Genomic DNA, 22,447 nt, shown 5'->3' with positions numbered 1-22,447 from the left:
GGACTAACTGAATTCTTTTCTCCTAAAGTGAAGCAACCCTAAAACAGTAAAAAGAACAAGCAATACGCTAAATATGATAAGCAATTGTTCAATTGGTGGTCGGAACGCCTCATAAGCTGGTGACATCATCATAGATGGCTGAGCCCATGGATAGAAAAAGCCATATGGAGTCTGACTTACCATTAAGACAGGGATTGTCAACCCAATGTTAACAGTAAGTGGAAGCGCGAAGCTTTTCCAGTTAAAGGCTAACCATAGCTGTAACGAAGCAAGCGGTAGAGAAGCAAGCCAGCCAAATAGACCATAGATGATAAAATCTTTTAATATAAACGTTCCCGAGAGATCAAAGAGGTGACCGATGGCAACATATTGAATAACTAAGGAAATCTGAGTGACTGCCAACAGTAAATATAAAGTAAGTAATTTAGCAAAGTAAAGCTTTACGTGAGAAATAGGAAAGCTTAACACTTGCTTCCATCCTCCATTTAAATGATCAACCCTGCAGATGGTAGAAGCATAAATACCAACAAGAATAGGGAGAAAGATCATTCCGTAAAAAATGACAACCTGTGACCACGCGTCAACCCATAAATTAGCGTCTGGTTCGATAAACTCTCTTGCGTTAACAAGTAAATTTCCGACTCCTAGAAAGGTTGCTAAGCTTGGAATGAGAAGAGCAATAATCCAAAGAACCGATCGTTTTGTTTTTAAAAGTTCGACTGAAAAAAGATTGGAGAACATCTATTTTCCCTCCTTATGCAAATTCTTTTTTTCTAAAATGAATAAACCCAACGAAAAGAAGCAATAAACCTATGATAAAACTCGTGCCAACAATGTCCCACGGTAATCCAACCGATTCCTGGTTAGGCGATGGCAATACTTGGACATAAAATGTCCAGGGTAACCATTTTCCTAATGGTAACTGTCCCCCAAGAATGGTTAGTAAAATTCCAAGGGAACCAATCGTAATCGGTATTGCTTGGTTTTGAAAGGTAAGCGCTAGCCATAACTGCAAAGCAATCAGTGGAACAGCAGTCAAAAATGGAAAAAGGGAAAAACCTAAAATTTGCGTCCAAGGAAAGGTGTCATTTCCAACCATCATACCTAAGATGATAATTCCTATCATTAAAATGAATCCCGAAATAATCGTTAGAACCGTTGACCAAGCAAATTTGTTAACGTATATCTGAAATCGTGAAACAGGCATGGAGAAAATAGACTTCCAGCTGTTCCCCTGATGTTCTATATTTGCAATGATGGATGTGATTAGTGTTACTTCTAGTGGAACGGCTAGAAGTATAAGAAAAAAACTAAATATCCATATTGGGTCCCACATGGTCATTCCATCCTTAGCGGCTTGTTGAACAATCGTGTCATAGCGTAAAAATATATTCAAACCATTTGCCAGTACAATAATGAATGGTATGATCAACGGAAGAATCCAAAGCCATGTTCGCTTGTATTTTACTATTTCTGAACTTACCACCTTGCTCATCATACAGATTCACCCACCCCTGTTAGTTCGATAAATATATCTTCTAAGGATTGTTTCACTTCTTCCAATCTGTTTACCCGAAAACCTTCGGAAAGCAGAGTATAATTGATTTTCTCTGCAAATACAGGGTCTGCGTCTTCCATGATAACTCTCGTATCGGTAAGTTTAGCATCATATCCTTGTTCTTTCAGAAACGTAAAGGCTTGGTCCGCACGATTGACGCCGATGTGTAATTTAGGTTTACTTTTCTCTTTTAGCACATCGATGGAGTCCTGAAAAATTAACTCACCTTTATTAATGATGCCCACTTGATCAGCCATTTGTTCAATTTCACTTAGTAAATGACTTGAAATGATGACCGTCATGTTGTCATGTTTTGGCATCGCCTTAATCAGTTCCCGTATTTCCTGGATCCCTGCTGGATCAAGTCCGTTTGTAGGTTCATCCAATATAAGAAGCTTCGGTTTGTTCAGTAAAGCAGTTGCAATCCCTAGGCGTTGTTTCATTCCCAATGAATAGTTTTTGACTTTTTTATCTGCTGCTTTGTTCAATCGAACGATGTTTAAAACCTCCGTGATGCGACTTTTTGGTGCTCCTAGTAATCGTCGGGCAGCTTCCAAATTTTCATATCCTGTTAAATGACCATAATACGAAGGTGCTTCTACTAACGACCCGACTTGACTCAAAATCTCCATTCGATGTTTTCTTAAATCTTTCCCTAATATTTGCACACTTCCCGTTGACGGTTTAATCAGACCAAGAAGCATACGAATAGTAGTACTTTTCCCAGCTCCATTCGGTCCTAAGAATCCATAAATCGATCCTTCTTTTACGTTTAAATTGATATTGTTTACTGCGTATTGCTTCCCGTATTTTCTCGTCAACCGATTTGTTTTAATGATATCCATTAATTTTTTCCTCCTTATTACATAAAAAACTTATATATGGTCAGAACAATTGCCATTTATCATTTAAAAACCTACCGTATTAACTAAGCAGATTCCTATTGGCAGATAGCGATTCTCCCTAAAGAAAATGTCTTACTCATAAATAGTTGTCATCCATTCAACGATTCCGAGGTTTTGTTCTTCTCGCAGTTGCTCTACATTATGGTGACCGATGATTGTTCCATCCTTTATTGCAATCACTTCATCTAAGATGTTTTCTAAATCTTGGATCTCATGAGTAGTAATTAGAACGAGCTGTTTTTTTAAATCAACAAAGGAAAGCAACCCTTTGACAATGGATTGACGTACCATTGGATCAAGACCTGAAAGTGGTTCATCCATTATGATAATAGGGGCATTTCGTGCAAGAGAAAGTACAATTTTTAGCCTTCCTCGATTTCCTTTTGAGAGTTCTTTCAGTTTACTTTCCGGATTGAGCTTCATAAAGGTTAAAATTTCATTGGCCTTTTTAAGGTCAAAATCGGAAAATTGACTAGCATAAAACTCAATGGTCTTTTCCACGTTATAAAACCTGTAGTACTCATCTAGCTCTGATAAATATGAAACAATAGAGGCTGAACGGCGATTTACGGTTTTTTCATTAATAAGCACTTCCCCTTTTGTCGGGTAAGTCAGACCAGCGATTAACTTCAGCATCGTAGATTTTCCACTTCCATTTTCACCAACCAATCCGATAATTTTTCCCTTTGTTAGCTTTAAGTTCACTTTATCTAATGCTACTTTTTGCCGATATTTTTTTGTTACTTGTTGAAATGAGATCATTGCTCAGGCGCTCCTTTCTCTGCTAAATAAGATTCGATTCCTGCTTGAATTTCGTCGTCAGAATACCCCATTTCCCGCATTCCTTGCACAAAATGAGAGATTTCTTCTTTTTTCATTTGTTCTCTAATCGCTTGAAGAACTTGTTCATCATCTGTAACAAAGGTTCCTTGCCCGCGCTTGGACTCCACGATTTTCAACCACTCTAATTCTCTGTATGTTCGCTGTACTGTATTTGGATTCACGTTTACAGCTATTCCCATATCACGTATTGATGGAAGCTTTTCTCCAAGGTGTAACTCACCACGGCAGATTTGCCGTTTAATACGTTCAGCTAACTGTAAATAAATCGGCTCTCCAGAATGGAATAGATCAGTCATAAATTACACCTCAACTTTACGGTCAAGAATCCAACTACTGCCAGCAAAAAGTAGGACAGCCAATACAAGATCCCTTACAAAATGACCAATATAAAAGATGGTTGATAAATGTTCGATTTCATAATGGTAATTTTCGTTTGAAATGTTTAACTCAAAACCTGAAAGTACACTGTCGCTGTTTATCACACCCCAATCGGTTAAGAAAGATAAATCACCAATTATATTGAGAAGTGAAGCAGCGGCGAGAAACAAAAAGAATGCTAACACAAAACTGAAAAAATCATTATATGTTTTGCTCAATACCATAAAGATTGTCCAGAAAAACAAATAAGTACATCCCAATAACAACGCAGTTAATAGTAAGGCAATGACAGACGATATAGCGGTAGTTAGCCATTCATTTAAATTGATAGTCAATGCACTATTTCTATAAGCCTGCCATAGCACGATAACTGCAGTGATAAGAGTAATGAGCATATAGACTAGACCAGAAATGAGCTTCGCTAATAGGATTGACTCGATTGGCAACGGATTATGAAGCCATAAATGCATTCGTTTACGTTCTACGCTCAAGCTGTAAAGCAGGTAATAAGCTAAATAAAAAACATGAAGAGCAACTGCTACAAACGCTCCTATTGTTAACATTTCCCACATGAGATTAGTTGAAAGGCCAAACATAATACTAATTGTGAAAATTCCAATCAAGGCAATCAGTGAGAATATAAACGCTGGAAGTCCTAGGTGAAATTCTTTTTTCGTTAAATCAAACCAAGCGGTCATTTTAATTCCTCCTGTGGTTTCTTTGTGCTAGTGTTATAGTTAAATAGTACACTAATTCATAGGTACCCGTCAAGAGGGATTTTAAAAAAAGTAAAAGATAATTGTGTGTAAGCCTAATAATTTCATAAAAATAAATTTATCTCGTTCTAATCGGTGGATTTTTCGCCTTTTTACAAATTTTTTCAAAAAAATAGTTCTTTTTTTCGGCATTTTAGAAAAAAGTTTGTTGAAGGTTATGAAAGGGGAAATCATCACCCACCTTTGCAGTTGCGAAGGGAGAGGACATGCATGATAGAACCAGATCGTACCGAGTGGCAAGTTCGCTGTGCATTTAACGCCTTTTGTAAACGTGTCTTGAAGAATGAAGCTATTAATATTTATAACGAAAGGCAACAACAACGTCTAACAAAGGAGATGACATTTTCTGACCTTACACCACAAGAAGAAAATCAACTCTATACCTGGAGAAGAAGGGCAAAGTTTTCAAGTGGCTGGAAAGAAAATCACTCCGAAATTACTTGCTGAAGCGCTGCATACTTTGCCAAAAGGAAAGCGTATCACTGTCCTACTATATTATTTTTTTAACAAATCAGATGTAGAAATAGCTGAAATACTCAATATTCCACGTAGTACCGTTCAGTATAGGCGGACAAGCTCTTTCAAAAGGTTAAAACGATTTTTGGAGGAACATGCAGATGAATGGAGTGATTAATTCTAATGTTGAAAACAACGAGCGAGGTTTATTGCCGTACCCAATTATTTTAGCTGCAAATAAGGGTGAGCCAGAAGCAATGAAAGTAGTTGTTTTGCATTATGGAAGCTATATGACAAGCCTATCCATGCGTAAGCTCCGTGATGAACAAGGAAACACTTATTGGGGCATCGATGAAGATATACGTGAACGCTTACGAGCGAAGCTTATGCAATCTGTTTTAGCTTTCAAAATTTGAATACAGAATGGTTAGGTTTTCCCTTTCATTAATCATATATTTGTTCTTTGACAAAGAAAGCACGGAAGATAACGCTGTGCAGTATAAACTAAAAAATCAGATACATTCAACTGATGGCGAGCCATCTGATTCATACGCCATGACTTTCGTTAGAAACGAGGCGATAATCTATGAGTCTAAGGCAATCGTGGTGGATTGCTGGCGATAACCCATCAGTTAGGATAATGATACTCCCCTATCGTCATGGTTCGAGCGTTTGAAGCGTCGCAAGCCATGAGTAGGGCTGGAAGAAATACTTGCAGGGGTGAAATTCCCGTGGAGCTGTACCAACAGCCGTCTGATTTTTTTCAGTTTTTATACGAACATACCATTATACAGCGTAGATTCTGATTTATGAATATGGTACTCCTTCAAAAAGGAAATAACATTTGAAGAACAATAGTTTGTTATATTAAGGAAGTGTTATCATGAGTACGATTAATATTGTATTAACCGACGAACAACTTAACACACTGCAACAAAACATTTATTCGACTATATCAAATGCTATATCCCAAGCTAGAAAAGACTCTGCACTAGAAAAGAGATACCTTAGAAAAAAGGAAGCTTGTGAATATCTAGGAATATCGAATAATACTTTGGATAAGTGGATTGAGCAAGGATTTCCAAGAATTATGATTAATCGAACACTACTTTTTGATAAACAGGCAATGAATGAATGGTTGGCGAAACATGCATGAATCGACACTTTCTGAAAAATATGCGTTATAATCAGGGTGTAGTCTTTCTTACGTTCTGATTCACTTCAAGAAAGTAGGAAAAATGTATGGCTATTAAAGAAATGAGTAGTGGGAGTTACAAAGTTGAGGTGTTTTATCCAAAAGAGGTTCGGAAAATTTTAGGAGTAACGACACAACGATTTAGAAAAACCTATTCTACTAAAGCAGAAGCACAAGAAGCAGAAAAGGAAATTAAAAAGAAGATTGAACAAGTAAAAAAAGAAAAACACGGGCGTGCTCTCGAACAAAAAGGAACAATAAAATTTAAAGACTTTTACAAGCAAATTTGGATAGATATGTATTGTAACGGTTCTAGTGGAAAAACTCGACAAGTCCCTTCTTCTCAAACTGTTAAAAATACAAAAGATGTATTTCGATTGCATATCCTTCCGATGTTTGGTGAGTACTCTTTATTAGAGCTCAATACGAATAATGATTTTGTATTAAGACAATTAAATGCAAAATCACAAACTTATGCAAATATCAAAATTATCAAAAGCTATGTCAATCAACTTTTCGATATTGCAGAGTTATTAAACTATATTGAGTATAATCGTATTGCCCGAATCATTGGTTATGTTGGTGACCCTTTAAAACAACGATTAAAAGCAGAAAGAGAATTGAACGGAGAATCTCTTTCCGCAGAGGAATTACTTGCTTGGGTAAAAGCTGTTCAAGAAGATAAAGATAAAGGATATTTAACTTTGCAAGATTATGTACTATTTACCCTAACTTTGAATCTTGGTGATAGAAAAAGTGAAAGTTATGCGTTGCAATGGAAACATATCGAATTAGAAAAAGGAACTATTTTACTTGTTCAAAATAAAACAAAAGACGGAAAAATAACTGCTACAAAAGGGCGAAAAAATACAAAGTTCCAGTTACCTGTTTCCTTAGTTAACCTACTATCAAAGTGGAAAAAGGAACAAGCAAAAGAATTACTGAAAGTTGGAATCAAACAAACCGAAGAACAATTTCTATTCACCTACACTAATTCGAAAGGCGATATTAATGTACCTGTTCATATTGATTATTTAAACTATCGCGTCAATGCTGTAAAGCGTCGTCACAAAGAACTTTCTCATGTAACACCTCATAAATTGAGACATACCTTTAGTACCCTAGCTTATGAAGGCGGTGCTTCTATGGAAGAAATTTCACGTGCTTTAACACATTCTGATGCAAAAACAACACAAGTCTATGTAAATACACCAAATATAGTGGATTTATCCGCATATCGGAAGTTTGAACAACGATTAAAAGATGTACAAAATGAATGATTAGATAAAATGGAATAGTGTTTACAAAAACTAGGAGTACCCATTTTCGTACCCAATTTATATAAAAAAGCACTTCCCAAATATATGAGAAGTGCCATAAACGTTGATATAACAGTATCCCTAACGTTTTGAAAATTGTGGAGCTCTACGCGCGCCCTTAAGACCGTATTTCTTACGTTCCTTATATACAGGCTTTCATGACTGACACAAAGGCAGTTATTAGCATGAACTATAAGGAGTTTAATTTCTATCATCTTTTCTAAACTTCAGTCTTTTGTACAATAAGTATCAGAAGCCAATTATTCCAAAAAAGTTAGAATTTATTGTAATTTTGTATCATTCATTTAGAAAAGGATTATGTATACTAAAAAATAGAGCGGTTAAAATCTTCCTTACAAAATTAATAAACATAAAAAAACAACGTGTGTCTAATAAAAGCCTCACGTTGTTTTTTGCTCTTTTGTATCTATATTCGTTACATCCAATATATCCAGCAAGAATACAAACACCGGTATTCCGATAATTAACCCCCAGACACCAAAGAAATGCTGGGAAAAGATCAAGACAATAAATGTATAAAATACAGGTAAGTCTGTTTTAGAAGACATCAATTTCGGATTAAGAATATACGCTTCAATTGCATGGATAACCATAATTGCGATGAGCAAGTAAATAACGGTTAAAAAGCCCCCGATTGTATAGGCGATGAGAGATAGCGGGATAAGTGAAATGATTACACCTGCAACAGGGATAAGCCCTAAGAAAAAGACCATAATCGCTAATCCAAAGATCTGTGGGAATCCAAGAATGATTAATACAATGACCGTAAGAAATGTATTAATCAGGGCAATCATAAATTGTGCTTCAATTACTTTGCCAAAGGTGCGTGAAAACTTACTGCCGAAGTACTCGATCTCCAGGTAAAATGGCGCAACTTTACTTTTTTTGAACTTACTCGTAAATGCAAGTAGGCGGGGTTTTTCGAGCAGGAAGAATAAGCTAAGTATTAACGAGATTAAAACCTGTACACTTACCGTGCTAATATCTGTAATCGACTTTAAGAGAAATGAAAAGCCGTTTTCTATGTAGCTTGTAATTTGAGCGCTTGAAATAATCGGTTCTATAAAACTAAAAACTGGATTATTATACGATTGGATGGAGAAATTTGAAATCTGCCCAATGACTTGACTGATTTCCATCGTTATAATTGGTAAGTATTTTACTGCTCCTACTGTTAATAAACTGACGATTACGGAGTATAGCAATAACACGAGAATCGATCGGTTAAATTTGATCCGTTTCATTGTAAATTCAACTAGCCCATTCATCAAAAATGAAAAAATAAAAGTAAGGAGGATAATATTTATTAAACTTCTTACACTGTAAAGAATTAGAATGATTAAACCAAAAATAATAATGCGTTTTACTCCGGTTTTTCGAAAAAAGTCGACGATTGATTCCATATAATATTTCCTCTCTTATGCCATGTGAAGTAAGTTAACTAGTTTTGCCTATATCCTTTAGTATCCACTTATAACAGGAAAAATACAAGATAAAAACTTAAGTAATCCTGCAATCATATTAAACCTGGGACAAATGCTCTGACCCTCTGTCCCGCTGAAACAACTTTAAAAAAAAGTTGACAATTTTATTCTTTTTGATTAGAATAGTTTCCAATCGGTTAAATTTTAAAATAATTTGTTCAATACAATTACATATGTATACTCTCTTATTAAGAGTGGTGGAGGGAATAGGCCCGACGAAACCCGGCAACCTGCAGTTGGCCAAACTGCAAAGGTGCTAAATCCTACAGTTTTTAAGAATCTGAAAGATAAGAGGAGGAATTTTAAAACCCTCTTCTTAAGGAAGGGGGTTTTTTATATGAAGCAATCTTTGAAAAGGTGGAAAGTTCACATTTAAACCCGACTATACTTATAAGGAAAATAAAGTTTGGAAAACTTAAATTGAAATTCAATATAAAAATAAGCCTAGGAGGAACTAGACATGAGAAAGTGGATTGCTTTTATCGCAGGAATGATTGGAGCTTCGCTCGTTATAACGGCTTGTGACTCTGCCCAGGGAGAAGGAAAGGACACATTAGATAAAGTGGTATTAGATTATGCATATTATTCCCCGACAAGTCTAGCATTGAAAGAATTTGGTTGGGCGGAGGAAGTGTTTGAGGAGCAGGGGATAGAAGTGGAATGGGTGCTCAGTCATGGGAGTAATAAAGCACTTGAGTTTTTAAATTCGAGTAGTGTAGATTTCGGTTCGGCTGCTGGGGCAGCTGCATTAATTGCAAAATCAAACGGATCGGCAATTGAGTCCGTTTATATTTATTCGAAGCCGGAATGGACGGCACTTGTCGCAACAGCTGATTCTGACATTAAATCGGTAGAACAACTGGAAGGTAAGAAAGTAGCTGCCACATTAGGAACAGACCCGTACATTTTCTTGCTGCGTTCGTTGCAGGAAGCGGGACTTTCCTCACAGGATTTGGAAATTGTGAACTTACAACATGCTGATGGTGCAAATGCTCTTTTAACCGATCAAGTCGATGTATGGGCAGGGTTAGATCCACATATGGCAAAAGTTGAAGTAGATTCTGGAGCAAATTTATTTTTACGGGACCATGATAAAAATACGTACGGAACATTAAATGTTCGATCCGAATTTGCAGAACAGCATCCAGAGGTTATAGAAAAAGTAATTGAAGTCTATGAAAAGGCGAGAGAATGGGTCATCGAAAATCCAGAGGAGGCAGCGGAAATATTGGCACGAGAAGCAGATATGGATTTAGAGATAGCTGAGAAGAGCTTGGAACGGAATGACTTTTCAGATCCGATTCCCGGAGAGAAGCAAATTGAAGCACTTAACGCAGCAGGTGAAGTACTGCAAGCGGAAAGTGTCATTCAAGAAAATATTGATGTTAAGGAACTTGTGGAAGAATTGATCGTTGAACAATATTCAAAAAATGTAATCGAATGAAGTAGGGGGAATAGGCATGTCCGTCAAAACAGAGGTAAATGAAATATTTGAAGTAAAAGAAAAGAAAGCAATAAAGGTCAACTCAGAATGGAAGAAAGTGAGGGGGTTCGCGCTTGGTCTCATTATCCCAGCTGTTCTGTTTATCATCTGGGAAGCGGCGGTTCGTTTCAGCTTGCTCGATGCTTATGTCTTTCCCTCTCCAACGACAATTGTACAAAAAATCATTGAACTAGCGAATGAAGGAACACTTTGGGGGCATGTTGGGATCACCTTCTATCGTGTGGCTGTTGGTTTTCTAGCTGGGACGGTTGCCGCAGTTGTCATCGGGTCTGTTGTCGGTTATTTTAAATGGTTTGAACAATTGATGGATCCATTAATCCAAGCGTTTCGTTCGATTCCGTCGCTCGCGTGGGTGCCACTATTTATCCTATGGATGGGAATTGGAGAGGCCTCTAAAGTGATGTTAATTGCAGTTGGTGTCTTTTTCCCAATTTATTTGAATATCGTTTCAGGAATTCAAGGTGTAGACCGGAAGTTAATTGAGGTTGGGAAGATTCACCATTTCACAGCATTACAAACAGTTCGTCGCATTATTTTTCCAGCATCCCTCCCATCTTTCCTCGTTGGGTTACGGAGCGGGGTTGGATTAGGCTGGATGTTCGTTGTTGCTTCCGAGTTAATGGGAGCAAGCCAAGGACTAGGATATTTGCTCGTCGTCGGTCAAAATACGTATTCACCTGAACTGATCATTGCAAGCATTATATTATTCGCACTACTAGGTAAAGCAACGGATTTCCTATTGAAGACATTAGAGGCCCGTGCATTAAAATGGCAGGATAACTTACAAAACCAGCTCTGACGGAGGGATCATCATGTTGAAAGTAGAAAACGCATCAAGAACGTTCAATAACGGACTGGCAGGATTTAAAAATCTATCATTTGCCATTCAGGAAGGCGAGACGGTTGGAATCCTGGGAACGAGTGGTTGTGGGAAAAGTACATTATTACGGGTGTTATCTGGTTTGGATGAAGGATTTAAGGGAGATATTGAGCTTGCGAGTCTAGGTGAGCAACCAATCGGAATGATTTTCCAAGAACCGAGATTAATGCCTTGGCTAACCGTGAAAGAAAATATCTTATTTGGTGTAAAAGATACGAAAAGTGTTGACGTGCAGGAATATTTGAATCTAGTCGGATTATCCGAATTTGGCAATCATTTTCCAAAAGATTTATCTGGTGGAATGGCGCAACGAACGGCGATTGCCCGCGCACTTATTGGAGAGCCTAGTGTTTTGTTATTAGACGAGCCATTTAGCGCACTTGATGCTTTCACCAAAATGCAATTGCAGGATTTATTGTTAGAAATTCAAGAGATTCGCTCGACAACGATGATTATCGTTACACATGATATTGATGAAGCATTGTACTTATGTGACCGGATATTGATTCTTGGTGGTCAGCCAGGGACATTGGAAAGAGAGCTGTCCGTTGTGGGAGCGAAGCCTCGTGACCGGGGTAATTCAAACTTAGCAGCAAAAAAAGCTGAAATTTTAGATGTATTACATATTGAATAAGGGGGCTAACGAACGATGGGGAAAGAAGAAGTCATTGATTCATATGAAGGGAATTATAATATAGCAGCTGATCTGCCTGTCAGGGAGGATTTCACTTGGAAGGCAATCGAGTCTCATTTTAGTTGGTCGGATACTGGAAATGTAAATATGGCATATGAGAGTGTGGATCGCCATGTGGCTGATGGTTATGGAGAAAAAATCGCACTTCATTATTTCGGAGAAGCTGAAGAAAATACATTGACTTACCGTGAATTAAAAGAGCAATCGGATCTCTGGGCGACGGTTCTAAAAAATAAAGGGGTAAAAAAAGGCGATTTCGTCTTCGTCTTTTTAGAAAAGCATCCTGATTGTCATATCGCCATGCTTGCCGTAATCAAGCTTGGTGCGATTGTCGGACCACTGTTTGAAGCGTTTATGGAAGATGCTGTGAAAGAGCGTATTGCGGACTGTGAAGGTACTTACTTAATTGCTTCGCCGGAATTGATCAAGCGTGTTCCACGGAAAGAGTTGCCTTCCCTTCAGACGGTCTGGATTACTGGAGAGCCCGAGCAATGTGAAGGTGATGAAATCTCTCTCTATGCTGAAGCACGAGCGACACAAGCAGAAGAAGGCATTATCGAGTGGGTGGATTTAAACCACGGACTTAATATTCACTATACGAGTGGCTCGACTGGTCGCCCGAAAGGTATTATCCATGCACACCGGGCAATGATCCAGCAATACATCACGGGTAGATGGGTTTTGGATTTAAAAGATGATGATGTTTACTGGTGTACGGCTCATCCTGGTTGGGTGACTGGAACGGTATACGGGGTATTTGCACCGCTCTTAAACCGGGCAACGATTGTCATTCATGGTGGCAGATTTGAAGCGGATGAATGGTATTCTGTCTTAGAGAAAGCAGGTGTAACGGTTTGGTATAGTGCCCCGACAGCTTTTAGAATGTTGATGGCAAAAGGGAATGAGAAGTTAACAAACTATGATTTATCTAAGATTCGTCATATTTTAAGTGTCGGTGAACCATTAAACCCAGAAGTCATTCGTTGGGGGATCAAAACATTATCTAGACGTATCCATGATACATGGTGGATGACAGAGACGGGAGCACAGCTTATTGTCAATTTACCGACAGAAAGAATCGTTCCAGGATCAATGGGCAAGCCTTTTCCAGGGATTGAAGCAGCGATCTTAGATGAGGATGGAAAAGAACTTTTACCTGGAGAAGTAGGGCATTTAGCGCTGAAAGCAAATTGGCCTGCTATTATGCGCGAAGTTTGGAAAGACCCGGCGAAATATGAGACGTACTTCCCGTTTGAAAACTGGTATGTGTCAGGTGACTTGGCGACGATGGATGATAATGGTTATATCTTTTTCCAAGGGAGAAGTGACGATATGATTAATTCTTCCGGTGAACGAATCGGTCCATTTGAAGTGGAAAGTAAGCTGATGGAACATCCTGCAGTCGCAGAAGTTGGTGTTATCGGGAAGCCAGATGCGGTCAGAGGAGAAATTGTGAAGGCGTTTATTGTGTTGAAGAGTGGCTATGAGACGAGTGAAGCGTTACTACAAGAATTGCGCCAATTCGTCCGTAAAGGTCTTGCAGCACATGCTGCACCAAAAGAAATTGAATTTATGGAGGAGCTTCCGAAAACACCGATCAGCGGAAAAATTTTACGCCGGGAGTTAAAAGCGAAAGAGCTGGGAAAAGTAGGAGTTTAATTCATTTGAGAAGTAATTTTATTTAAATAGATGAAAATAACAAGGAGGAACTTATCATGAGTCAAGAAACAGTAGCTACAAATCAGGAAGCATTGTACCAAAAATCATATTTCAACCGTCTTGGTGAATTAGGTGATCTGGCGCCAGATACGTTTAAAGCGTTTGCGCAGTTTGATAAGGCAGCATTGGCTGAAGGAAAGTTATCTAGAAAGTTGAAAGAACTCATTGCGATTGCTGTTGCACATACGACAGGTTGTCCGTATTGCATCGAGGTCCATGTAAAAGCAGGTAAAACTGAAGGTGTAACGAAAGAAGAATTGTCTGAAGCAGTTCTCGTTGCAACAGCGTTAAAAGCAGGATCCGCAATTGCTCATGGTGTAAATGCACTGAATGCTTACGATGAAACCCAGGATGAAGAATTATATAAACAATCTTATTTTAACCGGTTAAAAGAGTTTTCTGCACTAAATGACGATATATTCAAAGCGTTTGTAGATTTTGATACGTTGTCACTCAAGGATAATATATTAAGTGTGAAAGAAAAGGAACTCATCGCAGTAGCTGTTGCACATACGACAGGTTGCCCGTATTGCATTGCTATCCATACAAAGGGAGCCAAGAAAGCGGGTGTGACGAAAGAAGAGCTAGCAGAGTCGATTTTTGTTGCAACGGCATTAAAGGCGGGCTCGGCGATCGCGCATAGTGTGAAAGCGTTAAATGCATATGATAGCTAAGATTAAAAGTCTATAGAAAAAACAATAGAAAAGCCGCATGGAATCAAGTGAAAAAATCTAATATACTCCCCCTATTCCATGTGGTTTTGATTTTATCATGTTATCGTCCGAACGAACTTAAATGTATCTCGCTCGGTTGATCAGAACCCCTTTAATTGTCTGAACGAACTTAAATCTAAGCCCGTTCGAGTGATAATAGCGCTCCTAATCACCCGAACGAATTCAAAACTTGTTCAAATGGACAATGAAAAATGAAAATGGCTCTTCCCTCTTGATTAAGGTATTGGAAGTGCATCCGATGCAATAATGGAATTACTTGTTGCATCCATTAATTATACCAGGGAAGAGCCTACAATTTCAGACTGCAAAAGTTAAATGAACAACTATTAAATATCTTAATACATGAAGATAGATTTATAGCTGCGTTCCTAAGATACTTTAATTTAAACTGTTGCTTTCGGTGGAGATGTTTTTAAGATTTTCTCACCTAATAAAGAACCTATAAGATCAACTGCAACTTCAGCTGTTTTATTCCTTTCATCTAGAATAGGATTTACCTCAACAAATTCAGCGGAAGTAATTAAATTTGTATCCGCTAACATTTCCATTGCAAGATGACTTTCACGATAACTGATTCCACCGTTTACTGGAGTGCCTACACCGGGACAATCAAGCGGATCTAAACCGTCTAAATCTAAAGATAAATGGATTCCATCTGTATTTTTAAGATAGTCCATTGTTTCGAGTATCACTTGATTCATTCCAAGTTTATCAACTTCATGCATCGTGTATACCTTCAGGCCAATTTGATTAATCAACTCTTTTTCTCCCTCATCTAAATCGCGTATTCCAATCATCACTACATTCTCAGGTTTTACCTTTGGAGCCTTACTCCCGATATTAACAATGGAAGGGTGACCATATCCTAAGCTAACTGCAAGTGGCATCCCATGAATATTGCCAGAGGGAGATGTTTCTGGAAGATTCAAATCTCCATGGGCATCGAACCAAATAACACCCAAATTAGAATAATTCTGTGCTAATCCCGCTAATGTTCCGATCGCTATACTATGATCCCCTCCTAAAATTAAAGGAAATGCTTCGTTTTTTATTATATTATCTACTTCCTCCTGTAAATCTGTATTTGTTTTAAGAACTGCATCCAAGTTTTTTAAGTTTGTTGAGGCTGAATTGTCCATATCGTTGTTGCAAACCGTAATATTTCTATTGTCGACCACTATATGACCGATATTCTCCAGTCGTTCCACAATACCGGCATAACGAATTGCATCAGGTCCCATGTTGACCCCTCTTCTTGATTGTCCCAAATCCATGGGAACTCCTAAAATTGATATATTTTTACCCATAAAAATACCTCCCATAATAAAGCTTAAGAATATCTTAGTTGTTTAAGCGATATGAATCAATCTAACAATGAAAGTTAATAAATATGCACTATTTTACTCTATGATTATCTCATAGATATTTAGGATTATTACGATAATAGCGTTTAGATAATGGGTAAGATTGCTTTTTAAACTATCTTTTTGCATTTTTATAAATTTGTTGAGGTTAATTTATTAAAAATTAAGGATTTAGTTAGTATTAAATTTTCTTATGGATGGTGTTTGACGGATTTTTGACATTGTGGAAGAATCATGTTTAATATTTCAAAATTTATTAAATAGGAGATGTCTTCAAATGATGGATTGGAAAAAAGTAAATGAGGAAGGTCTACTAGCACCTACTATGGCCAAAGACTTTCCAAATTTGCCTGTTAAAAGGTCTGAAGGTTTGCATTATATTGGAATCGATGATCGCAAATATTTAGATTTAACAGCTGGTATTGCTACAGAAAATACAGGTCACAGACACCCAAAGGTTGTTGCTGCGATCAAAGATCAGGTAGATCATCTAGTACATGGACCAATTGGTATTATCAATTACGAGTCTATCCTGAACTTAGCTAAAAAGCTTAGAACTATTTTACCGAAACCGTTGGATTGTTTCTTTTTCGGAAATAGTGGCACTGAGGCGATAGAAGGGGCACTTAAGCTAGCAAGACATGTAACGAAAAGGCCCTATGTTGTCTCGTTTCTTGGAGGATTCCATGGAAGAACGATGGGCGCATTGAGTCTAACCTCTTCTAAAAGCAAATATAGAAAGCATCTTCCAGTTGGAGGGAATATGACCTATCAGCTTCCTTACGCAAAGGTGTCGGAAACACCACAAGGAGAAGATCCGGAGCTGTACTGGTCTGATCATGTAGAAAAGGACTTTGAATTACTATTTAATCATCAAGTTGACCCTAGTGAGGTTGCAGCAGTTATTTTAGAACCTGTCTTGGGTGAAGGAGGATATGTTGTGCCTCCGAAAGCTTGGTTGCAAAAGATTAGAGAGATTTGTGACAGGTATAATATTTTACTAATCTTTGATGAGATCCAAACAGGGTTTGGAAGAACTGGTGACTGGTTTGCAGCTAATAGATTCGGTGTTACTCCAGATATCATGGCAATCGCAAAGGGAATTGCTAGTGGACTTCCATTAAGTGCAACGGTGGCTTCAAGGGAATTAATGGAACAATGGGAAGTTGGGAGTCATAGTACAACATTTGGAGGGAATCCAGTAGCTTGTGCAGCGGCATGTGCAACGATTGATGTTTTTAAAGAGGAAAATTTAATTGAAAATACTAGAATCCTAGGTGAGTATGCGTTGGAAAAATTAGAGAACCTCAAAGAAAACCATCCAGCCATTGGTAGCGTAAGAGGAATTGGACTAATGATAGGAATTGAAATTGTTCACCCAGACACAGGCGAGCCGAATGGGGAAGGATTAATGAACATACTTGAAAAATGCCTTGAAAAGGGAGTTATTCTTTACTTGAGTGGTAATCAGGGGGAAGTAATTCGTATGATGCCACCTCTAACCATTGATAGAAAACATTTAGATCAAGGAATTGCTATATTGGGTGAAGCGGTAGCTGAATATGAGCAGGATTTAAAGGGAGCAGATAACTGAGTAGCTTAGGAAAATAACTTTTTGTGCTTACTCAGCAACATCATGTGAGTCATGATGTTCTAATCTGTGATTAGGATTTATTGTTTAGATGTACGTTTAAATGTAAGCGGTATCTCAGGGTGAAAGACCTATTAAGAATTGGAAAATAGATATTCAGAATATAAGTATGGTTTATGGTCTAGAGTGATCTAAGATTGGAGAGTGATTGTTATGAGAGCGCAAAAGAAGGAAGTTGAAGAATACTCAGTCTCAGTATCTGGTTTGTTAAAGTTTATCATTCCTTCATTATTCGGTGTCATTATTTTTTTAATGCCAGTAAGAGATGCAGATAATAATTTTAATATTCCGCTTGGAGTAATCACTGAATTTTTTATTGATTTATTTTCAAGTTTCCTTCCATTCGTAATAACATTAGTAATTATCCTTTCAACCGTTCTGTCAGTCATAGCTTATTTCTTTAAGCCTAAGTTTATTACATCATCTAGAATGTTATCTTCAATGTTCAATACATCGTTCTTTTGGCTCGTCATAAGAGTCATTGGAATGGCAGCTGTCATTATGACACACTATCAAGTTGGACTTCGTGTGGTGTATTCTGATGGTACAGGTGGTACAATGATGGGATTATTGACCACATTGATTATGTGGTTTTTAGTAGCTTCATTCTTGATGCCTTACCTGATTAATTTTGGGATTATGGAATTCACAGGAACACTTTTACGAGGTGTTATTAGACCGTTGTTTACCCTGCCTGGAAGATCGGCTATTGATTTATTAGCGTCGTGGATCGGAAATGTTAACGTTGGCGTGGTACTAACACGGGAGCAATATAATACAGGATTTTATACTGGGAGAGAAGCAGTAGCCATTGCTACAAACTTTTCAACGGTATCCTTACCATTTTGTCTTGTTATTGCAAGAATGCTGGAAGTAGACCACATATTTCCGATATTTTATTTAACGATATTTATTGCAGGGATTATTTGTGCAATGATCATCCCTAGAATTCCACCGGTATCCAGAATCCCTGATACGTTTCATGTTGAGAATCATTATACAGAAGTAGTACCTAAAAACAAAAGCAAATTTGCTTGGGCGTTGGAACAAGCTGTAAAACGTGCGGAAAAGTCTGGTTCATTAAAGACACAATTGAAGCAGGGATATGAAGTTTTTGTAGATATTTCATTTGTCTTGATACCTCAAGTGATGGCAATTGGAACGATTGCATTGATTATTGCAGAATATACATCCTTCTTCACTATTATTTCTCAGCCAATGGTTTATGTGCTAGAGTTCCTTCGAATCCCTGAGGCGCAAGCTGCGGCGCCTGCTACGATCACTGGATTTATTGATATGTTTATTCCTGCAGTGTTAGCTTCAGGAATAGAAACTGAAATAACACGATTCTTTATTGGAGCTTTATCATTAGTTCAAATTATTTATTTAACAGAAATGGCAACTTTAATAATCATTTCAAAAATGCCGGCGAATTTCTGGGATTTATTAATTATCTTTATTCAAAGAACAATCATTTCCATGCCGATTATTGCGATCATTGCACATATTATTTACTAGACTTTAAAAATTAAGTCTATAACGGAGGCAATTTTATGTTTAAAGTAGTACGTACCTTTGACTTTCCGGGTGCACTCGGAATCGAGAAAGAAATCTTTGGTGACCAGATTGAAATTAAAGAAATTCCATCTTATACGGAAGATGATTTGATTAAAAACTGCAAAGATGCAGATGCTGTCATTTGTGAATATGAACCATTTACAAAGCGGGTAATAGATGCATTACCTAGTCTAAAGCTTATTGCATTCGGTACGATAGGATTCAATTATGCAGATATAGACTATGCAAAATCTAAAAACATTGCCGTATCCCATGTTTCAAAATACTGCATTAAAGAGGTTGCTGATTATACGATGGCTATGATATTGATGCTTAATCGTAGAATTAGTTCATTTCATCATCAAGTTAAAAAAGAAAAAGTATGGAAGTTTGACACATTTCCAAATACAAGAAGACTGGAGGAACAAACGATAGGTCTATTAGGGTTTGGTAATATTCCTAGGTTGGTAGTCGAAAGATTGAAGCCATTCGGGTCAAAAGTAATTGCGTATGATCCGTTTATTGATAAACGTGAAGTGAAGGAAAGGTATCATGTGGATCTAGTTTCTTTTGACGAAGTGCTGGCCGAGTCAGATATTTTAAGTATTCATCTGCCGGTAAATAATGATACATATCAAATCATTAATGATCAAAGTATCGCAAAAATGAAAGACCAAGTTATCTTTATTAACTCAGCAAGGGGACAATTGATTGATGAGTCTGCAATTGTACGTGCCATTGATTCTGGGAAAATGCAATATTATGCTGCAGATGTATTAACTGAAGAAAACCCTGATTTGCACACCCATGCGTTTATGGAGTATGAAAATATAATTCTTACTCCCCACATTGCATTTTATTCCCAAGAAGCGATTCGGGAGGCTTCAATTGAAAGTGCAACAAATGTAAAAAACTTCTTTGAAGGGAACTATAAAAAGGCTCAGATTGTAAATGGAGTGTATGTATAATATTTTGCTAAAAAATTGAAGTATACTAGCATGTTATATTTTTAATTTGTAAGGATTAATTAACCCACATATTCATTTGATGTGGGTTAATTGATGTTTTTTTGCATTAGTTTAGATATAACTGGCTTAGTTAAATTCTAATGATGAGTAGCTAGTGGCCAAGCGCTTTGTAATAGCTCATTAAATGTTTGAATATTTGGCTCTTCCGAACGAACCTTTAAATAAATAGATGAAGTGGTGACAAGATCAGCAATCCTTTCTAAAACGATAAGAGAACCATCCTCTAATTCTTCTTTGACTATATTCTCTCCTAATACAGCGGAGCCTGTCCCATTTAAAACAATTCGCTTTATTGTTTCATCACTACCTCCACAAATAATGGTTGATTCGGGTTTGAGACCCGTTTCTTTAAAGTAATTACTAGCAATTTCACTAAAACTACAATCGTCATCATAAGAAATAAATGGGTAATCAGAAAAAATTTCATCTACATTTTTTCCCTGACTAATCTCAGAGGAAGCGACTAATACCACATGCTCTTCATCTAAAATAATCTTATTTAAATCAGCTCCTCCATCGTTACCTGCCACTATGGCGATATCAGCAACATGGTTTCTAGCGCATGCAAGAGCGTGGTGACTATTTAGTGGGAGAAGGTTTAAACGAACATTTGGATACATCTCGGAGTAAGCCTTTATTATTAATGCAAGATAGCGCGTACAATAGTATTCAGATGCTGCAATCGTAAGAGTTCCATCAGGGCGGTGCAGTTTCTGCATGTCTCTTTCGATGTCTTCTATATATGCAAGTAAATGATCTACATGTACCTTAAACTTCTTACCAGCGGCCGTTAAAAAGGTCTCTTTACCAATTCGGGTGAAAAGTTTATGGTTTAATCTTTCTTCTAAAGCTTGGATATGTAAAGTTACAGTAGGTTGGGTGTATTTCAATTCCTTTGCAGCTTCCGTTAAGTTTAATTTTTCCGCTACAACTTGAAATGTCTTTAGATTTCTAATTTCCATTTTATCGCTCCTTCCATAACAAACAGAAAAATATTACTGATTCTTCTAACTTTAATACCCTATAATATACCACTTTAGATTGTTATTAGCAGCAGAGAAGATTATAAAATAAAGCTTTATAGCAGTTAAATGGATAAGATAAAAAAATACAATCGCCGTTCAAGCCTGATAAAGATACAGCGATTGTACAAATAGGATGATAGATTATCTATTTTTATGATGATAATACGTTATTAATTTTTTCAATAGCCCAGTCAAGTTCATCATGTTTTATCGTTAATGGTGGTGCAAGTCGGATTGTGTTTTCGTGCGTTTCTTTACATAAGACGCCTTCTTCTTTTAGTTTCTCACAATAACCGCGAACCGGATGATTGAACTCTAGACCGATGAATAGTCCGCGAGCTCGAATTGCTTTCAGTTCGGGGATGTTCATTTTACGCAATTCTTTTTCGAAGTATTCACCAAGCTCCAGTGATCTTGTCACAAGATCCTCTTTTTCTATTACATCAAGGGCAGCTAAAGAAACTGCACATGCTAGTGGATTTCCACCGAAAGTCGAACCGTGTGATCCAGGTGTAAAGACATCCATTATTTCTTTATCCGCAGCGATAGCGGATACTGGAAATACTCCACCTCCAAGGGCCTTACCCAATACATAGATATCTGGTACAACATCTTCCCAGTCACATGCAAACATTTTTCCAGTGCGTGCCAAGCCTGTTTGCACCTCATCGGCAATGAATAACACATTATTCTCCGTACATATTTCACGAATTCCTTTGAGATAGCCTTCGGGGGGAATGATGATTCCGGCTTCCCCTTGAATAGGCTCTACAATAATAGCAGCAGTATTTTCTGTAATCGAACGCTTGACAGCATCTATGTCACCGAAGTCTACTCGCTTAATATTGGGGATAAATGGGCCGTAATTCTTTCTTGCAGTAGGATCATTAGATAAAGAAACTGCATTTATTGTTCGTCCGTGAAAGTTCCCTTTTGCAGCAATGATCTCTGCCTGATTATCCTCTACTCCTTTTATTTCATAAGCCCATCGGCGAGCAGCTTTTATCGCAGTTTCTACTGCTTCTACTCCTGTATTCATTGGTAATACTTTATCTTTACCAGTTAATTTTGAAATTCGTTTTGTCAAGGGACCTAGCAAATCATTATGAAAAGCGCGGGATGTCAAAGTTACTTTATCGGCTTGCTCTTTAAGTGCTTTAATAATTTTGGGGTGCCGATGTCCTTGGTTGACTGCTGAATAAGCACTAAGCATGTCCATGTATTTATTGCCTTCCGGGTCCTTTACCCAGACCCCTTCTGCTTCCGAAATTACAATCGGTAGTGGATGATAGTTATGTGCACCATAATGCTCGGTTAATTCAATAATTTCTTCGGTTGTTTGCGTTAAAGTCATCC

Annotated in this window: 23 protein-coding genes, 1 pseudogene and 1 riboswitch; of the genes and pseudogenes, 13 read left to right on the top strand and 11 right to left on the bottom strand. The window is 37.5% G+C overall.

From position 1 onward, the window contains the following. Positions 1-3: 3 nt before the first annotated feature. From SPD53_RS12785 to SPD53_RS12760, 6 genes are all read right to left on the bottom strand, one after another. On the bottom strand, positions 4-741 hold the full coding sequence (locus SPD53_RS12785; RefSeq protein ID WP_156857981.1) for an ABC transporter permease: 738 nt from the start codon (positions 739-741) through the stop codon (positions 4-6). A gap of 13 nt (positions 742-754) precedes the next feature. Beyond that, positions 755-1,495, bottom strand: a complete 741-nt coding sequence (locus tag SPD53_RS12780; RefSeq protein WP_336252794.1) for an ABC transporter permease — start codon at positions 1,493-1,495, stop codon at positions 755-757. Beyond that, complete coding sequence (locus tag SPD53_RS12775; RefSeq protein WP_156857979.1) at positions 1,495-2,403, bottom strand: ABC transporter ATP-binding protein; 909 nt, start codon at positions 2,401-2,403, stop codon at positions 1,495-1,497. Before SPD53_RS12775 ends, SPD53_RS12780 begins: the two co-directional genes overlap by 1 nt. A 132-nt stretch (positions 2,404-2,535) precedes the next feature. Beyond that, entirely contained in the window at positions 2,536-3,225 is a 690-nt protein-coding gene (locus SPD53_RS12770; protein WP_336252793.1) for an ABC transporter ATP-binding protein, read from the bottom strand. Beyond that, positions 3,222-3,602 carry a GntR family transcriptional regulator gene (locus SPD53_RS12765; protein WP_156857977.1) on the bottom strand — a complete coding sequence of 127 codons (381 nt, stop codon included), beginning with the start codon at positions 3,600-3,602 and terminating at the stop codon, positions 3,222-3,224. Before SPD53_RS12765 ends, SPD53_RS12770 begins: the two co-directional genes overlap by 4 nt. A 3-nt stretch (positions 3,603-3,605) precedes the next feature. Next, positions 3,606-4,382: a hypothetical protein gene (locus SPD53_RS12760; protein ID WP_336252792.1), complete on the bottom strand. Its 777-nt coding sequence runs from the start codon at positions 4,380-4,382 to the stop codon at positions 3,606-3,608. Between the two features lie 288 nt (positions 4,383-4,670). Between SPD53_RS12760 and SPD53_RS19865 the strand changes: the two genes are divergently transcribed. From SPD53_RS19865 to SPD53_RS12740, 5 genes are all read left to right on the top strand, one after another. Continuing rightward, the gene (locus tag SPD53_RS19865; protein WP_442946177.1) at positions 4,671-4,907 is read left to right on the top strand and encodes a hypothetical protein; all 237 of its coding nucleotides are present in this window, start codon (positions 4,671-4,673) and stop codon (positions 4,905-4,907) included. Beyond that, positions 4,870-5,094: an RNA polymerase sigma factor gene (locus SPD53_RS19860; protein WP_442946176.1), complete on the top strand. Its 225-nt coding sequence runs from the start codon at positions 4,870-4,872 to the stop codon at positions 5,092-5,094. Before SPD53_RS19865 ends, SPD53_RS19860 begins: the two co-directional genes overlap by 38 nt. Continuing rightward, complete coding sequence (locus SPD53_RS12750) at positions 5,078-5,332, top strand: helix-turn-helix domain-containing protein (protein ID WP_156857975.1); 255 nt, start codon at positions 5,078-5,080, stop codon at positions 5,330-5,332. The genes SPD53_RS19860 and SPD53_RS12750 overlap by 17 nt, the downstream gene beginning before the upstream one ends. A gap of 467 nt (positions 5,333-5,799) precedes the next feature. Beyond that, positions 5,800-6,072: a helix-turn-helix transcriptional regulator gene (locus SPD53_RS12745; protein WP_156857974.1), complete on the top strand. Its 273-nt coding sequence runs from the start codon at positions 5,800-5,802 to the stop codon at positions 6,070-6,072. Between the two features lie 86 nt (positions 6,073-6,158). Then, positions 6,159-7,391, top strand: coding sequence for a tyrosine-type recombinase/integrase (locus SPD53_RS12740; protein ID WP_336252791.1), 1,233 nt, complete (start codon positions 6,159-6,161; stop codon positions 7,389-7,391). 120 nt (positions 7,392-7,511) lie between these two features. Here the strand turns inward: SPD53_RS12740 and rpsI are convergent. Next, positions 7,512-7,574: pseudogene (gene rpsI / locus SPD53_RS12735) on the bottom strand (30S ribosomal protein S9); the annotation flags it as partial. 257 nt (positions 7,575-7,831) lie between these two features. Then, positions 7,832-8,854 carry an AI-2E family transporter gene (locus SPD53_RS12730; RefSeq protein ID WP_156857972.1) on the bottom strand — a complete coding sequence of 341 codons (1,023 nt, stop codon included), beginning with the start codon at positions 8,852-8,854 and terminating at the stop codon, positions 7,832-7,834. Between the two features lie 263 nt (positions 8,855-9,117). After that, a riboswitch (SAM riboswitch) is annotated at positions 9,118-9,229 on the top strand. Positions 9,230-9,395: 166 nt separating this feature from the next. On the opposite strand from SPD53_RS12730, the gene SPD53_RS12725 reads away from it, so the two are divergent. The 5 genes from SPD53_RS12725 to SPD53_RS12705 are packed head-to-tail and all read left to right on the top strand — an operon-like array spanning position 9,396 to position 14,406. Beyond that, positions 9,396-10,379 (top strand): aliphatic sulfonate ABC transporter substrate-binding protein, encoded by a 984-nt coding sequence (locus tag SPD53_RS12725; protein WP_336252790.1) that lies wholly within the window; start codon positions 9,396-9,398, stop codon positions 10,377-10,379. 16 nt (positions 10,380-10,395) lie between these two features. Continuing rightward, positions 10,396-11,238 (top strand): ABC transporter permease, encoded by an 843-nt coding sequence (locus SPD53_RS12720; RefSeq protein WP_336252789.1) that lies wholly within the window; start codon positions 10,396-10,398, stop codon positions 11,236-11,238. Between the two features lie 13 nt (positions 11,239-11,251). Then, a complete protein-coding gene (locus SPD53_RS12715) occupies positions 11,252-11,953 on the top strand; it encodes an ABC transporter ATP-binding protein (RefSeq protein WP_336252788.1) in 702 nt (233 codons plus the stop codon). 15 nt (positions 11,954-11,968) lie between these two features. Next, positions 11,969-13,672: an acetate--CoA ligase gene (gene acsA / locus SPD53_RS12710; protein WP_336252787.1), complete on the top strand. Its 1,704-nt coding sequence runs from the start codon at positions 11,969-11,971 to the stop codon at positions 13,670-13,672. A gap of 56 nt (positions 13,673-13,728) precedes the next feature. Continuing rightward, a complete protein-coding gene (locus tag SPD53_RS12705; protein ID WP_336252786.1) occupies positions 13,729-14,406 on the top strand; it encodes a carboxymuconolactone decarboxylase family protein in 678 nt (225 codons plus the stop codon). Positions 14,407-14,849: 443 nt separating this feature from the next. Here SPD53_RS12705 and rocF read toward each other — a convergent pair whose 3' ends face one another. After that, entirely contained in the window at positions 14,850-15,773 is a 924-nt protein-coding gene (gene rocF / locus SPD53_RS12700) for an arginase (RefSeq protein WP_336252785.1), read from the bottom strand. A gap of 334 nt (positions 15,774-16,107) precedes the next feature. Here rocF and SPD53_RS12695 point away from each other — a divergent pair, with 334 nt between their 5' ends. The 3 genes from SPD53_RS12695 to SPD53_RS12685 all read left to right on the top strand — a co-directional run bounded on the left by SPD53_RS12695 (position 16,108) and on the right by SPD53_RS12685 (position 20,006). Next, positions 16,108-17,424, top strand: a complete 1,317-nt coding sequence (locus SPD53_RS12695) for an aspartate aminotransferase family protein (protein WP_336252784.1) — start codon at positions 16,108-16,110, stop codon at positions 17,422-17,424. Between the two features lie 261 nt (positions 17,425-17,685). Further along, positions 17,686-18,999, top strand: coding sequence for a YjiH family protein (locus SPD53_RS12690; protein ID WP_336252783.1), 1,314 nt, complete (start codon positions 17,686-17,688; stop codon positions 18,997-18,999). A 35-nt stretch (positions 19,000-19,034) separates the two neighbouring features. Next, the gene (locus tag SPD53_RS12685) at positions 19,035-20,006 is read left to right on the top strand and encodes a C-terminal binding protein (RefSeq protein ID WP_336252782.1); all 972 of its coding nucleotides are present in this window, start codon (positions 19,035-19,037) and stop codon (positions 20,004-20,006) included. Between the two features lie 137 nt (positions 20,007-20,143). Here SPD53_RS12685 and SPD53_RS12680 read toward each other — a convergent pair whose 3' ends face one another. Continuing rightward, positions 20,144-21,028 carry a LysR family transcriptional regulator gene (locus tag SPD53_RS12680; RefSeq protein WP_156857502.1) on the bottom strand — a complete coding sequence of 295 codons (885 nt, stop codon included), beginning with the start codon at positions 21,026-21,028 and terminating at the stop codon, positions 20,144-20,146. A 214-nt stretch (positions 21,029-21,242) separates the two neighbouring features. After that, positions 21,243-22,445, bottom strand: a complete 1,203-nt coding sequence (locus SPD53_RS12675; protein WP_188858285.1) for an ornithine--oxo-acid transaminase — start codon at positions 22,443-22,445, stop codon at positions 21,243-21,245. Positions 22,446-22,447: the final 2 nt, after the last annotated feature.

Origin of the sequence: Oceanobacillus sp. MO10714A (assembly GCF_037072045.1) — a bacterium.
GTDB classification, from domain to species: domain Bacteria; phylum Bacillota; class Bacilli; order Bacillales; family Amphibacillaceae; genus Oceanobacillus; species Oceanobacillus indicireducens.
This window is presented reverse-complemented; position numbering and strand designations above follow the sequence as displayed.